The organism is Actinacidiphila sp. bgisy160 (assembly GCF_057707815.1).
On record NZ_JBYIQW010000026.1, the window covers coordinates 39,291 to 52,845 of the forward strand.

Genomic DNA, 13,555 nt, shown 5'->3' on the forward strand with positions numbered 1-13,555 from the left:
CCGACCCCTCCGGAAAGCGCCCCGCGACCGAGTTGTACGGTCGTGGGGTGTACCGCTTCCTGTTGTCCCGGCAGTGGGTGATCCTCACCCTCATCGCACTGCTCCTGATGCCCGTCATGGTCAAGCTGGGCTACTGGCAGCTGCATCGGCACGAGCGCCGGGTGGCCAGCAACCACCTGATCGCGGACAACCTGGAGGCGAAGCCCGTCCCTGTGGAGTCGCTGACCGCCCCCGGCACGGCCGTGCCCAAGCGGCAGATCTACCGCACGGTCACCGCGACCGGGCACTACGACACCGCCCATGAGGTCGTCGCCCGCCAGCGCACCGCCGCCGACGGGGACAGCATCGGCTACCACGTGATCACCCCGCTGGTCCTGGCCGACGGCCGGTCGGTGCTGGTGAACCGGGGCTGGATCCCCGCCGGCACCGACCTGACGAAGTTCCCGAAGGTTCCCGCGGCGCCGTCCGGCGAGGTCACCGTCACCGGCCGGCTGCGCCCGGACGAGACCACCGCGGCGACCGGCATCCGGAACAAGGGCGGACTGCCCGACCGCATGATCATGCTGATCAACAGCGGGATGGTGGCGCGTGACCTGCCCGCGGCGGAGCGGCCGGTCGGCGGCTACATCGAGCTGGCGACGACCTCCCCCAAGCCCTCCGGGCGGCAGCCGGAACTGATCCCGGACCCCGACCACGGCAGCATCGGCATGCACATGGGGTACGCGATCCAGTGGTGGCTGTTCACCGCCATGGTGCCGGTCGGCTGGATCATCCTCGTCCGCCGCGAGCGGCGGGAGCGGCTCGCCGCCCGCGACGCGGCGGCGCAGGAGGGCGGTACGGCCGAGCCGGCCTCCGCTGCGGTCGCGTCGCCCTGACGCCCGGGGCACCCTCGTAGAGCGGGGACCCTCGTAGCGGGAGAGGCGGAGGCCGGCCGTGGCGGCACTGATCGAGGACTACGCGATCATCGGCGACCTGCAGACCGCCGTGCTGGTCTCCAGGAGCGGCTCCATCGACTGGCTGTGCCTGCCCCGCTTCGACTCCCCCGCCTGCTTCGCCGCGCTGCTGGGCGACGAGGACAACGGCAACTGGCGGATCGCCCCGGCCTCGGCCTGGCGCGAGGAACCGTGCACACGCCGCTCGTACCGCGAGGGCACCCTGGTGCTGGAGAGCGTCTGGGAGACCCGCGACGGCACCGCCAAAGTGATCGACTTCATGCCCCAGCGCGATCGCGCACCGGACGTCATGCGCATCGTCGAGGGGGTGCGCGGGCACGTCGCCATGACCAGCGAGCTGCGGCTGCGCTTCGACTACGGGAGGGTCGTCCCCTGGATGCGCCGCACCGACGGCCACCGCGTCGCGATCGCCGGGCCGGACTCGGTGTGGCTGCGCACCGAGCCCCAGGTACCCATGTACGGCAAGGGCTTCGCCACGCACGCCGACTTCACCGTCGCCGAGGGCGAGCGGATCGCCTTCGCCCTGACCTGGCACCCCTCCCACGAGAGCCGGCCGCGCCTGGTCGACCCCTTCCGGGCGCTGGAGCAGAGCTGCGAGGACTGGGAGTCCTGGTCTGCCACGTGCCGCTACGACGGTCCCTGGCGGGACGCGGTGCTGCGCTCGCTGATCACCCTCAAGGCGCTGACGTACGCGCCCAGCGGCGGGATCGTCGCCGCGGCGACCTCCTCGCTGCCGGAGGAGATCCGCGGGGTGCGGAACTGGGACTACCGCTTCTGCTGGCTGCGCGACGCGACGCTCACCCTGAACGTGCTGGTGGAGACCGGCTACCTCAAGGAGGCCTACCACTGGCGCGACTGGCTGCTGCGCGCCGTCGCCGGCGACCCCGCCGACCTGCAGATCATGTACGGGCTGACGGGCGAGCGCCGGCTGCCCGAGGAGGAGCTGGACTGGCTCCCGGGGTACGAGGCGTCCTTGCCGGTGCGGACCGGCAACGCCGCGGCCAAGCAACTTCAGCTCGACGTCTACGGCGAGGTCCTCGACTCGCTCTTCCTCGCCCGCAGCTTCGGGCTGCGCGACGAACCCCACGCCTGGGCGGTGCAGCGCACGCTGATGGACTTCCTGGAGTCCAAGTGGCAAGAGCCCGACGAGGGCCTGTGGGAGGTGCGCGGCGACCGGCAGCACTTCGTGCACTCCAAGGTGATGGCCTGGGTGGCCGCCGACCGCGCGGTGCGCACCCTGGAGAGCCATCCGCACCTGTCCGGCGACGCGGACTCCTGGCGGGCGATGCGCAGCGCGGTGCACCGTGAGGTGTGCCGCAGGGGTTTCGACCGGGAGCGCAACACCTTCACGCAGTACTACGGCTCCAAGGAACTGGACGCGGCGACCCTGCTCATCCCACAGGTGGGCTTCCTGCCCGTCACCGACAGCCGGGTGGTCGGCACGGTGGAGGCGGTGCGTCGCGAACTGGACCACGGCGGCTTCGTCCGCCGCTACACCCTGGAGGACAGCAGTGTGGACGGGCTGCCCGGCGGCGAAGGCGCCTTCCTGGCCTGCTCGTTCTGGCTCGCCGACGCGCTGCACCGCATCGGCCGCACCGACGAGGCTCGCGAGCTGTTCCAACGGCTGCTGGGCCTGTGCAACGACGTCGGCCTGCTGGCGGAGGAGTGGGACCCGGTCGATCGGCGTCAGCTGGGCAACTTCCCGCAGGCGTTCAGCCACATCGGCCTGGTCAACACGGCACTCACGCTCTCCGGCCGCGACGCGGCACGATGACGCCATGGATCGCGGGCCGAGGGACAGGGCGCACGTCGTCACGGGCGGGACCCGCGGGCTGGGCTTCGCCGCCGCGCGGGAACTGGTCGCCGACGGCGCGCGGGTGGTCGTCGGCGGCCGCCACGAGGACTCGGTGGCCGCCGCCGTCGCGGCGCTGGGCGGCCCCGAGCGGGCGACCGGCGTCGTCGCGGACAACGCCGCACCCCCGTCCGCGCGGGTCAGCTGACGCGGGCCGCCCGGTGGCTGACGGCACGCAGGCGGACCTCCGCGGGGAGCCGGGGGACGCCGGCACTGACCCGGGCGCGGTCCAGGACGGCGGAGTCGAGTCCGTCCAGGACGTCGCCGGGGACGGCGTGCGGGGACAGGGCGAGCTGCAGCCGGGCGCGGGGCGCGGTGGGCGTGCCCATGATGGCGGTGGTGGCGTGGTCGACGCCGTGGAGCTGCTCGGCGTCGGCGGCGATCATCTCCTCCAGGGCCCGGCCGCGCAGCAGGGCCACGCCGTCGTCGGCGGCGTCCACCGCCAGCCGGCGCAGCCTGCGGTCGCGCACCTGGGCGAGCAGCCACCACACGGCGCACAGCACGATCAGGGCCAGCACGCCGATCACGGTGGGCCACCACCAGGAGGCGTCCTCGTAGCGGGTCCGGTCGCCTTCGCTGAGCAGTACGTCGTCCCGCCCGGTGTACGGACGGTGCAGCAGGCCCGTCGCCGAACACAGCACAAGGGCGCCGAGGAGCACCAGGGCCAGCCCCACGAGGGCGAGGACGGCACGATTGACGATGGCGCGCACCGCGCCTCACCCCTCTTCCATGCGGCGGACGTGCAGCGCCAGGCCGAGCGGCCGGGCCAGGCCCAGTTGTTCCATGGCCTCGGCCAGGGTGGCCGCCAGATCGGCGCGTACCGCCTCCGTCTCCCGGAAGGCGACCACCGCGCGCACGGTGGCGGTGCGGCGGGTGACCGTGACGCGTGCCGAGCGCACCCCGGAGACCTCCACCGCGCGGTCGCGCAGGGTGAGTTCGGCGGCGTGACGGTCGAGTCCGGCCCGTACGGGCGCCGTTCCGGCGCGCATGGCGAGCACGTCGCGGAGCCCCGGGGTGACGGCCAGCACGAGCAGCCAGAGCCCGAGCACGACCGCCACGCAGGCCGCGGCCAGGATCCACGGATCGTCCAGCGGGCGGGTGGCCAGTTCGCCGGCGAGGGTCCGGCGCCAGGCCATCCCGGGCCGTCCGGCGCGGACCGCCGCGACGTCGTAGAGCAGCAGCCCGGCCGCGACGGCCAGGAGGGCGGCGGTGATCGCGGCCGGGAGGCGGCGCGGGGACCAGAAGCGCCGCCGCGGGCGGGAACCGGCCGGCGGCGGTCCGGACGGCGGTCCCGGGGGTGGCGCGAGCGGGGCCGGGCCGAGATCGCTCACCGGACCCTCGCCTCCTCCAGGACGTGGCTGGCCCGCGAGTGCAGCCGCTCGACCTCCACGGTCACCCCGACGACCGCGACGCCGGTCAACTCCTCGACTCGGTAGGCGACATGTCGGCGCACCGAGCGGCACACCGCGGCGATGTCCACTGGGTAGCCGAGTTCGACGGAGAGCCGTACGTACACCTCCTCGCGGTGGACGGAGACGCCGGCCTGGGGACGCGCGTCGCGCGGCACGTACTCCCGGCCGGGGGCGTCGACAAGCGCCTCACGGGCCGCCTGGGAGGCGATCTTCGCCAGCACGCGGTCGGCGAGGCGGAGCGAACCGCGCACGCCGGGGACGGGGGGCGGGGCGGGTGACGTGGGTGTCGGCGCCGCGGCCGTCATCTGCGTGGCTCACCGCCTCCGGTCACGGCTGCGGAAGAACTCCCCGGGTTCCAGGTCGCCGTCGAGGAACCGGCCGACGACGAAACCGACGGCGCCGAGCGCCGCCACCAGCAGGAAGGCCGCGAACCCGCCGAAGTAACCGGCGAATCCGAGCGCCATCCCGACGATCAAGCCGAGCACGGCCATGCTCATCGTCCGCTCCCTGTTTCCCTCCCGGGGCCCGTCACTGGACCCGCTGCTCCTGGTCGTCGTCGTCCGTGTCCTCAGGGAGCTTGACGTCGCCCACCGCGATGTTGACCTCGATGACCTCGAGACCGGTCATCCGCTCCACGGCCGCGATGACGTTCTCGCGCACCCCGTGCGCGACCGCCACGATCGAGACCCCGTAGTCCACGACGATGTCCAGGTCGAGGGCGGCCTGCACCTCGCCCACCTCGGCCCGCACGCCCCGGGTCACGGACCTGCCGCCGGGCACCCGGTCGCGGACCGCGCCGAAGCCCCGGGAGACGCCGGAGCCGAGGGCGTGCACGCCCTCCACGTCGCGCGCCGCGAGCCCGGCGATCTTCTCGACCACGCCGTCCGCGATGGTGGTCCGCCCGCGTGTCGCGGGATCGCCCAGGGGTGCCCGCCGCCCTGACGTGCCGTTGCCGGCCGGGCTGGTCCCCTTCTCCAGGGTCCGGCCCCGCCCCTCCGCCTGTTGCGCGGTGTCGGTCATCGCACCTCTTCCCTTCGGGTTTCCGATGGCGGGAGCGGTACGGGCTGCTCCTTGCACCACACTATGTGGGCATGCCCCGTCGCGCTGTGAGGATGCAGCGATCAGGGCCAGGACGGCGGCCCGCGCGGACGCGCAGCGGAGGAGGTGACGGCCGATGACCGCGGACCGGCTGGCTCGTTCGGTGCGCCGGCAACTCGGGCTCGGCCGGGTGCTCCCGCTCGGCGGCCCCGGGGACACGGTGTGGGTCACCGAACGGGCGGCGGCCGGGGTGCTGCGCGCGGCCGCCGAAGCGGTGCCGGGGATCCGCCTGGGCGCGCTGCGCATCGGCGCGGCGAAGGGGCCGGACGGAGCGGAGGGCGAGTCCGCCGGCGCGGCCGGGGCGCCGCCGGGGTCGGCGCCGGGGTCGGCGCCGGCCGGGGCGCTGCCGAGACGGCCGCTGCGGGTGGAGGCCGGCTTCGAGGCCACTGCGGACCATCCGCTGCCCGAGTCGGCCGGACGGCTGCGCGACGCACTGTGGGAAGCGGCCGTCGAGAGTGTCGGGCTGGAGCCGGAGGCGATCGACCTGACGGTCACCGGACTGCTGGAGGAGGGCGGCCCCCGGCCGGCATGCCCCGAGGAGGACGCCGACCCGCCGGAGGAGGGGCGGAGGACCACCACCGCGGGCCGCGCCGCCGCGGCGGTGCCCGGGGTCGCCGGGCTGACCTCGCGGCTGGGCGGGCAGCGCCATCCCTCCCAGGTGCAGATCGCGGTGGGCACGGGCCATCGCGCCCTGGACGTCGGACGGGCAGTGGCCGCGGCGGTGACGGCCGTGACGCAGGACGCCACGACCGTCGTGGTCACCGACATCGCCGGGGGCTGAGGCCCCGGACCGCGGCCCCCGGCGGAGGGCCGCTACTCCCCCACGCCCGCCAGGTCCCGCAACCGGCGGCCCTGCGCGGCGCGCTCGGCCACGCGCTGCTCGTCGTACGTTCGCCCGGAGGCCTCGCGGAGGAGGGCCTTGGTCTCGATGACCGCGTCGCGCGGCGCGGCCAGCAGGGCGCCCACCAGGTCCTTGACGGTGCCGTCCAGCTCGGCCGCCGGGACGGCGACGTTGGCGAGGCCGGTGGCACAGGCCTCCTCGGCGCCGACGAAGCGGCCCGTGGCGCAGATCTCCAGCGCCCGGGCGTAGCCGACCAGTTCGGTCAGCGGCTTGGTGCCGGCGAGGTCGGGGACCAGGCCCAGGCTGGTCTCGCGCATGGCGAACTGCACGTCGTCGGCGACGACGCGCAGGTCGCAGGCGAGGGCCAGCTGGAAGCCCGCCCCGATGGCGTGCCCCTGTACGGCGGCGACGGTGACGACGTCGTTCCGCCGCCACCAGGTGAACGCCGACTGGTACTCGGCGATCGTGGCGTCGAGTTCACCCTCGGGAGCGCGCGCGAGGTCGACGAAAGACGGCTCGCCGTCGAATCCCTCGGGCGTGAAGGCCTGCCGGTCCAGCCCGGCGGAGAAGGACACACCCTCCGCGCGGAGCACGACGACCCGTACGCTGCCCGGCAGCAGGCGGCCGGCCTCGACCAGCGCCCGCCACATGGCGGGCGACTGGGCGTTGCGCTTGGCCGCGTTGCACAGCGTCACGGTGGCGACGGAATCCTCCGTCGCGAGCCGTACGCCATCACGTTCCAGCAGCACGGTGGGGTCGGACATCGGGCACCTCCTGGCGATCCGCAGTCTGGATTACCGAAGAGTAACCACCCGGTCGGCCGTTTCCGCGACCGGGTGGTCCACCACGACTCCGAGCCGCCACGCGAGGCGCCCGGCTGTGTCAGGCCGTGGAAACCTTCTTGCCTCGTGTCGCTCCGCCGCGACCGCGCAGGGTCACGCCGGACTCACTGAGCATCCGGTGGACGAAGCCGTACGAGCGGCCGGTCTCCTCGGCCAGCGCCCGGATGCTTGCTCCACCGTCGTACTTCTTCTTGAGGTCTGCCGCGAGCTTCTCGCGCGCGGCGCCGGTCACCCGGCTGCCCTTCTTCAGAGTCTCGGCCACCCGTGCCTCCTCTAGGGAAGTGCGCTCTGTGACTCTCATGATCACCCCTAGGAGACTTCCTGGCCACCCATTCGGCAAGGTCCGTGCGACAACATTTGGCGCGCAGTTGACACGGACACCTCGTGCCGAACAAGTGGAATCCGGCATTCCGCCGGGCGTTCCCGGACCCCTCCCGGAGCGCGGCGGAGAAAAGGCAGGTCACCCGAGCCGGTAAGGAGTTTCCCCGTGTGACGTGGCTGATACATCCCTACGTCCGGTATTTCGCACGTTCCCGCGCCGGAGTACGAGTCCGTCTCACACAGATGAAGGACCGCCCGTCGGCCGAATGATCCGGTGGAGTGATCCACACGGATGATCGGCGGCGGGCCCCGGAAGATCAGGCGAGCGCGACGAGGTCGGCGTAGTCCTGGCCCCACAGGTCCTCGACGCCGTCGGGCAGGAGGATGATCCGCTCGGGCTGCAGCGCCTCCACCGCGCCCTCGTCGTGGGTGACGAGGACCACCGCGCCCGTGAACGTGCGCAGCGCGCCGAGGATCTCCTCGCGACTGGCCGGGTCGAGGTTGTTGGTGGGCTCGTCGAGCAGCAGCACGTTGGCGCTGGAGACGACGAGGGTGGCGAGCGCGAGCCGGGTCTTCTCACCGCCGGACAGCACGCCGGCGGGCTTGTCGACATCGTCGCCGGAGAAGAGGAACGAGCCCAGGATCTTGCGGACGGCGACCAGGTCCATGTCGGGCGCCGCCGAGCGCATGTTCTCCAGCACGGTCCGGTCGGGGTCGAGGGTCTCGTGCTCCTGGGCGTAGTAGCCCAGCTTCAGGCCGTGGCCGGGGACGACCTCGCCGGTGTCGGGCTGCTCGACGCCCGCCAGCAGCCGCAGAAGCGTCGTCTTGCCGGCACCGTTGAGGCCGAGGATGACGACCCGGGAGCCCTTGTCGATGGCCAGGTCGACGTCGGTGAAGATCTCCAGCGAGCCGTACGACTTGGACAGCCCCTCGGCCGTCAGCGGGGTCTTGCCGCAGGGCGCGGGATCCGGGAAGCGCAGCTTGGCGACCTTGTCGGACTGCCGCACCGCCTCCAGCCCCGACAGCAGCTTGTCCGCGCGGCGCGCCATGTTCTGGGCGGCGACGGTCTTGGTGGCCTTGGCGCGCATCTTGTCGGCCTGGGCGTTGAGGGTCGCGGCCTTCTTCTCGGCGTTGGCGCGCTCGCGCTTGCGGCGCTTCTCGTCGGCCTCCCGCTGGGTGAGGTACTGCTTCCAGCCCATGTTGTAGACGTCGATCTGGGAACGGTTGGCGTCCAGGTAGAAGACCTTGTTGACGACCGTCTCCACCAGGTTGATGTCGTGGGAGATGACGATGAAGCCGCCGCGGTAGGTCTTGAGGAAGTCCCGCAGCCACAGGATGGAGTCGGCGTCGAGGTGGTTGGTCGGCTCGTCGAGCAGCAGGGTGTCGGCGTCGGAGAACAGGATGCGGGCCAGCTCGACACGGCGGCGCTGACCGCCGGAGAGCGTGTGCAGCGGCTGGGCGAGGACCCGGTCGGGCAGACCCAGGGCGGCAGCGATGGTGGCGGCCTCGGCCTCGGCGGCGTAACCGCCCTTGGTGAGGAACTCGGTCTCCAGGCGCGCGTACTTCTTCATCGCGTTGTCGCGAGTGGCACCCTTGCCGTTGGCCATCCGCTCCTCGTTCTCGCGCATCTTGCGGAGCACGGTGTCCAGGCCGCGGGCGGACAGGATGCGGTCACGGGCCAGCACGTCGAGGTCGCCGGTGCGCGGGTCCTGGGGCAGATAACCGACCTCACCGGAACGCGTCACGCTGCCGCCGGCGGGCAGGCCCTCGCCCGCGAGCACCTTGGTGAGGGTCGTCTTGCCGGCGCCGTTGCGGCCGACCAGGCCGACGCGGTCGCCGCGGGCGATGCGGAAGGAGGCGGACTCGATGAGGACGCGAGCTCCGGCGCGCAGCTCGATGCCGGTGGCAGTAATCACGGGAAGAAGCTCCAGGGCGTATCGGACGGCAGTCGGACGATGTGGTCGCGGTGGTCGCGGTCGGACGCCGTCTAATGCGTGAGGATCACTGCCATGACTCCAGTCTACCGGGGGCGGCACGGGTACCCGGCAAGCGGTTTTCGGCCGGGGCCGGGGCAGGGCGGGGCGGTCCCCGTCCCGGCGGCCGCGACGGGCCTCGGGGGATAGAGCGGCAGATAATCGGAGGTATGCAGTTCGACGACGACGCATCGCTCGACACGTCCCAGGTGGAGGACCGGCGAGGCGGCGGACCTCCCGGCGGCAGACCGCGGGGCAAGCTGGTGGGGGGTGGTCTCGCGGGGCTGATCGTCGTGGTGATCGGACTGATCTTCGGCATCAGTCCCGACCAGCTGGGGCTCTCCTCCGATCCGCCGGGCCGGGCCCCGGGCACGAACTCGGGCTCCGACCTCGCCGCCGGCTGCCGCACCGGCGCCGACGCCAACGCCCGCCAGGAGTGCCGCATGGTCGGGGTGATCAACAACGTGCAGGCGTACTGGGCGTCGGAGTTCCGCAAGCGCGGCATGACCTATGAGCCCGCACCGACCGTCTTCTTCGACCGGCCCATCAGCACCGGGTGCGGGGTCGCCGACCCGTCGTCGGGGCCCTTCTACTGCCCCGTGGACCGCAAGGTCTACCTCGACCTGGACTTCTTCTCGACCCTGACCAGCCGTTTCGGGGCGCAGGGCGGGCCGTTCGCCGAGAGCTACGTCGTCGCCCACGAGTACGGGCACCATGTGCAGGGCCTGGTGGGGACGCTGGGCAAGGCGCAGGACCGGCTCACCGGCCCGGGCAGCAACTCGGTGCGCGTGGAACTGCAGGCCGACTGCTACGCGGGCGTGTGGGCGCGCAACGCCACCCGGACCATGGACGAGGACACGGGCAGCCCGATGATCAGCGCGCTCGACGAGGAGGACATCCGCCGGGGGCTGGACGCGGCCGCGGCGGTCGGCGACGACGCGATCCAGTCACGGGTGCAGGGCCGGGTGACCCCGGAGTCCTGGACGCACGGCTCGTCCGCGCAGCGTCAGCAGTGGTTCACCACCGGACTGGACTCCGGCGCCCCCGGCGACTGCGACACCTTCCGGCGTTGACCGGCCGGAATGTCCGTTCCCGGGGTCATTGTCAGACCCCCCTGCCAGACTGAGATCCACGTCGAGACAGGACGTCCGGTCCCGGAAGGGGAGAGTGATCGTCATGGCCGGGAAGGCAACCGCGCCCACCGTCTGCCCGACGCTGCGCTACAAGGACGCGAAGGCTGCCATCGTCTTCCTCAAGGAGGCCTTCGGGTTCACCGAGGTCGCGGTGTACGAGGACGAGGACGGCATCGTGGCGCACGCGGAACTGGCCTACGGCAACGGAGTGGTGATGCTCGGCAGCGAGCGCTCGGGCACCGCGTTCAGCCGGATCGCCGCGGACCTGGGCGCCGCGTCGGCGTACGTGGCCGTGGAGGACACCGACGCCCACCACGAGCGCGCCGTCGCCGCCGGGGCCGAGGTCGTGCTGCCGCTCAGCGACCAGGACTACGGGTCGCGGGACTACACGGCCCGCGACCCGGAGGGCAACCTCTGGTCCTTCGGCACCTATGTGCCGCGGATACCGGAGTAGGGACGGGACCTGTCGTCACTCTCCGCCGGTGTGCACCTGGAAGGCGGCCCGGCGGATCATCTTGGACAGGGCCGGGTCGGGGTGCGCGGCGGCCAGGGCGACGAGCACCTGGACGGTGCGGGGGTGGCCCGCGTGGCGCAGCTCCTCCAGGAGGCGGGTGACCGAGCCCTGGACGGCCGTCTCGAGATGACTCACCAGCAGGTGGCTCTCGCCGTGGTCGGCGACGGCCGCGGCGGTGTCCACCCACAGCCAGGTGGACTCCTCGCGGGTGAGCAGCGCAGCGACGTCCTCCGGGTCCGCGCCCTCGTGCTCGGCGAGCCAGAGCAGCGCGTAGGGCCGCAGCCCGGCCTCGTCCACCACGTCGCGCACGGCGGGCTCCGCCGGGCCGCCGACGACGCGCAGCGCCTCGAAGGCCAGGGCGCGCAGCAGGGCGTCGTCGCCGCGCGCCACCTCCAGGAACTCGCCCACCGCCTGGGCCACCGGGCGGGCCGCCAGCCAGGCCTTGTACTCGTCGCGGGCGGCGCCGGGCGCCATTCCGATGCAGGCCTTGAGCATCTCCTCGGCGGAGTGCTCGAAGTGCCCGGCGGGGCCCTGCGCGGCCACGCAGATCTGTTCCAGCTTCACCCACACCGCCCAGCTGCCGAGCGCGGTGATGGTGACCTCGCCGGGGCGGGCCGGATCACGGGGCTTGAGGGCGCCGACGCGGGCGAGCGCGTCCAGCGTCCAGTCCAGCAGTGCGGGCAGTTCGTCGCGGCCGCCGCCGGCCGGGGGCTCGTGGCGCTCCGCGCGTAGCTCGGCCACACGCTGCCGCAACAGGTCCAGCAGCACGGCCACGGCGACCGGACCGGAGGAGAGGTGGAGCAGGGAGAGCAGTTGCGGTGCGGCCTCGACGACCTCGGCGACGAGCGAGGGGTCGGCGTCGGCGCACTCCGGCTCGAGCGCCGCCGGGTGCGCCAGCGACCAGGCGTCGAAGAGCGCGACCCAGCCGCGCAGCACGGCGGTGTCGTCGCGGTCCCAGGCGCGCAGGCGCCAGCCGGGTCGGGCGGCACCTCCTTTGTGCAGCTCGATCAGGCCGGTCAGCCGGGCCCGGTCCCAGGCGGCGCGTACCTGCCGCTCCGTCAGGGCCAGGGCGGCGGCGGCCCGCAGCACGTCGGAGTCCCGCAGTATCCCGGCGGTCCCGGGGGCGGCGGCGCCGGTCTCCACGTCGGCCCAGCGGGCCAGCCGCACGGCGTCCGAGAGTTCGGTGCGCGCCCTGCGGGCGAGCTCGGGCAGCGCCGGGATTCCCTCCGGCGGCCGCGGCGGGCGGCTTCGCCGCACCGTGGCGGCACGGCGCGCGGTGGCGAGTGGCCTGCGCGGGACAAGACGCAGCGGAGTGTCTCGCGGGATACGGGACGTCACGGGAGCAGTCTTGCGGGTGAGCACCCGGAAACCCAAACGAGCGTCCCCGTACCGGGATTGACGCCGCCCGAATTGCCGGGAGAGATAGACCTTTATTAGGACATAAAGACCACGTAGGGAGGGCGTCAGAGGAGGGGGGTGAGGAAGCGCCGGAGGGCCTCCTCGTATGTTGAGGGGTTGGCGTTCCACATCGCCGCGTGCGAGGCGCCGCTGACGGCGTGCAGCGTGACGAGATCCGGCCGCTGACGGGCGAGTTGGCGGGACGGCCCCCACGGGGAGAGCGTGTCGCCGGGCCCGTGGAAGACGAGCGTGGGGACGTCCAGTCGTTCCGGGTGGGCCGCCTCCGCGATCCGCTCCGCGTGCAGGCCGGTGCGGCCCTCGGTGGCGCGCACGCCGAGGGGCAGCAGAGCGCGGGGGGCGCCCCGGGAGGCAGCGGCGGCACGGACCGTGCTCTGCCAGTCGAGCACCGGCGAGTCCAGGACCATCCCGGACACCAGGGAGCGCAACGGGGAGTGGCAGGCGGCCCGCAGCGCCATCGTGCCGCCGGTGGACCAGCCGTGCAGCACCAGCCGGCGCGCGCCGTGCCGTACCGCGTAGCGCATCGCCGCGTCGAGGTCGCGCCATTCGGAGTCGCCGAGGTGGCCGATGCCGTCCCACGAGGGGGGCGCGCCGGCGTCGTTGCGGTAGGAGAACGCCAGGAGGGGCAGCCGCAGGTCGGCCAGGAACGCCATGACGTTCATGCCGAGCTCGCGGGAGGTGCCGAGGCCGTGCGCGAGGACGATCCAGGTGTCACGGGCACCGGGCACGAACCAGGCGGGCAGCAGTCCGAGTTCGGCGGGGATCTCGGCGTCCCGGTACTCCAGGCCGAGGGCCGATCCCGGGGTGCCGACGTGCACCTGCGGGGTGAGCCGCACCTGGTCGCCCGGCGCGACGCCGCCGCGGTTGATCCGCACCAGTCGGCGGGTCACGGAGTCCGGGGCCGTCGAGAGCACCTCGCCGACGGTGACGTGCACCCTGGCGGACATCAGGCCGTGCACACCGCGCCGGGCGGTGCCCAGGGTCCGGCTGAGGGTGATGTCCTGCCCGGTCACGGCGTGGACGGTGAGCGGGTCCGGGTCGATGCCGTCCGCGGTCGGCCTCAGGGCAAGCTCGGACACATGCCGCCCGGCCGCCACCGCGGCCGCCCCGGCACCGAACGCTGTCGTGGCGGCGAGGGCCGCCGCGGTGGTGAGGCGCATCGCCTCCAGTCTCCGCGCGCACACCCGCGGTGGCCAGTGG

At 73.3% G+C, this 13,555-nt stretch carries 15 protein-coding genes and 1 pseudogene; 6 read left to right on the forward strand and 10 right to left on the reverse strand.

Annotated elements, in window-relative coordinates; translation table 11 throughout:
• Nucleotides 1-47: 47 nt before the first annotated feature.
• From AC3EUJ_RS21000 to AC3EUJ_RS21010, 3 genes and pseudogenes are all read left to right on the forward strand, one after another.
• Entirely contained in the window at nt 48-875 is an 828-nt protein-coding gene (locus AC3EUJ_RS21000; protein ID WP_431963560.1) for an SURF1 family cytochrome oxidase biogenesis protein, read from the forward strand.
• Nucleotides 876-933: 58 nt separating this feature from the next.
• Entirely contained in the window at nt 934-2,727 is a 1,794-nt protein-coding gene (locus tag AC3EUJ_RS21005; protein ID WP_431963562.1) for a glycoside hydrolase family 15 protein, read from the forward strand.
• Between the two features lie 4 nt (nt 2,728-2,731).
• Nucleotides 2,732-2,941, forward strand: a pseudogene (locus AC3EUJ_RS21010) (SDR family NAD(P)-dependent oxidoreductase); the annotation flags it as partial.
• A gap of 4 nt (nt 2,942-2,945) precedes the next feature.
• Here the strand turns inward: AC3EUJ_RS21010 and amaP are convergent.
• From amaP to AC3EUJ_RS21035, 5 genes are all read right to left on the reverse strand, one after another.
• Complete coding sequence (amaP, locus tag AC3EUJ_RS21015; RefSeq protein WP_431963564.1) at nt 2,946-3,515, reverse strand: alkaline shock response membrane anchor protein AmaP; 570 nt, start codon at nt 3,513-3,515, stop codon at nt 2,946-2,948.
• 6 nt (nt 3,516-3,521) lie between these two features.
• On the reverse strand, nt 3,522-4,136 hold the full coding sequence (locus AC3EUJ_RS21020; RefSeq protein WP_431963566.1) for a DUF6286 domain-containing protein: 615 nt from the start codon (nt 4,134-4,136) through the stop codon (nt 3,522-3,524).
• The gene (locus AC3EUJ_RS21025) at nt 4,133-4,468 is read right to left on the reverse strand and encodes an Asp23/Gls24 family envelope stress response protein (protein WP_431963568.1); all 336 of its coding nucleotides are present in this window, start codon (nt 4,466-4,468) and stop codon (nt 4,133-4,135) included. Before AC3EUJ_RS21025 ends, AC3EUJ_RS21020 begins: the two co-directional genes overlap by 4 nt.
• Before the next feature lie 63 nt (nt 4,469-4,531).
• Nucleotides 4,532-4,714 (reverse strand): hypothetical protein, encoded by a 183-nt coding sequence (locus AC3EUJ_RS21030; RefSeq protein ID WP_018560608.1) that lies wholly within the window; start codon nt 4,712-4,714, stop codon nt 4,532-4,534.
• Between the two features lie 31 nt (nt 4,715-4,745).
• The gene (locus AC3EUJ_RS21035) at nt 4,746-5,237 is read right to left on the reverse strand and encodes an Asp23/Gls24 family envelope stress response protein (protein ID WP_431963570.1); all 492 of its coding nucleotides are present in this window, start codon (nt 5,235-5,237) and stop codon (nt 4,746-4,748) included.
• Between the two features lie 154 nt (nt 5,238-5,391).
• Here AC3EUJ_RS21035 and AC3EUJ_RS21040 point away from each other — a divergent pair, with 154 nt between their 5' ends.
• Nucleotides 5,392-6,096 carry a hypothetical protein gene (locus tag AC3EUJ_RS21040; protein ID WP_431963572.1) on the forward strand — a complete coding sequence of 235 codons (705 nt, stop codon included), beginning with the start codon at nt 5,392-5,394 and terminating at the stop codon, nt 6,094-6,096.
• Between the two features lie 32 nt (nt 6,097-6,128).
• On the opposite strand, the gene AC3EUJ_RS21045 is transcribed toward AC3EUJ_RS21040, so the two are convergent.
• The 3 genes from AC3EUJ_RS21045 to AC3EUJ_RS21055 form a co-directional block, all read right to left on the reverse strand.
• Nucleotides 6,129-6,920 carry an enoyl-CoA hydratase/isomerase family protein gene (locus AC3EUJ_RS21045; protein WP_431963574.1) on the reverse strand — a complete coding sequence of 264 codons (792 nt, stop codon included), beginning with the start codon at nt 6,918-6,920 and terminating at the stop codon, nt 6,129-6,131.
• A 118-nt stretch (nt 6,921-7,038) separates the two neighbouring features.
• On the reverse strand, nt 7,039-7,260 hold the full coding sequence (locus AC3EUJ_RS21050) for a helix-turn-helix domain-containing protein (RefSeq protein ID WP_018560612.1): 222 nt from the start codon (nt 7,258-7,260) through the stop codon (nt 7,039-7,041).
• A 376-nt stretch (nt 7,261-7,636) separates the two neighbouring features.
• Nucleotides 7,637-9,235: an ABC-F family ATP-binding cassette domain-containing protein gene (locus AC3EUJ_RS21055; protein ID WP_431963576.1), complete on the reverse strand. Its 1,599-nt coding sequence runs from the start codon at nt 9,233-9,235 to the stop codon at nt 7,637-7,639.
• A gap of 227 nt (nt 9,236-9,462) precedes the next feature.
• Here AC3EUJ_RS21055 and ypfJ point away from each other — a divergent pair, with 227 nt between their 5' ends.
• On the forward strand, nt 9,463-10,365 hold the full coding sequence (gene ypfJ / locus AC3EUJ_RS21060; protein WP_431963578.1) for a KPN_02809 family neutral zinc metallopeptidase: 903 nt from the start codon (nt 9,463-9,465) through the stop codon (nt 10,363-10,365).
• Nucleotides 10,366-10,468: 103 nt separating this feature from the next.
• Nucleotides 10,469-10,879, forward strand: a complete 411-nt coding sequence (locus AC3EUJ_RS21065) for a VOC family protein (RefSeq protein ID WP_431963580.1) — start codon at nt 10,469-10,471, stop codon at nt 10,877-10,879.
• Nucleotides 10,880-10,894: 15 nt separating this feature from the next.
• On the opposite strand, the gene AC3EUJ_RS21070 is transcribed toward AC3EUJ_RS21065, so the two are convergent.
• Nucleotides 10,895-12,277: a hypothetical protein gene (locus AC3EUJ_RS21070; protein ID WP_431963582.1), complete on the reverse strand. Its 1,383-nt coding sequence runs from the start codon at nt 12,275-12,277 to the stop codon at nt 10,895-10,897.
• A gap of 125 nt (nt 12,278-12,402) precedes the next feature.
• On the reverse strand, nt 12,403-13,515 hold the full coding sequence (locus tag AC3EUJ_RS21075; RefSeq protein WP_431963583.1) for an alpha/beta hydrolase family protein: 1,113 nt from the start codon (nt 13,513-13,515) through the stop codon (nt 12,403-12,405).
• Nucleotides 13,516-13,555 lie beyond the last annotated feature (40 nt).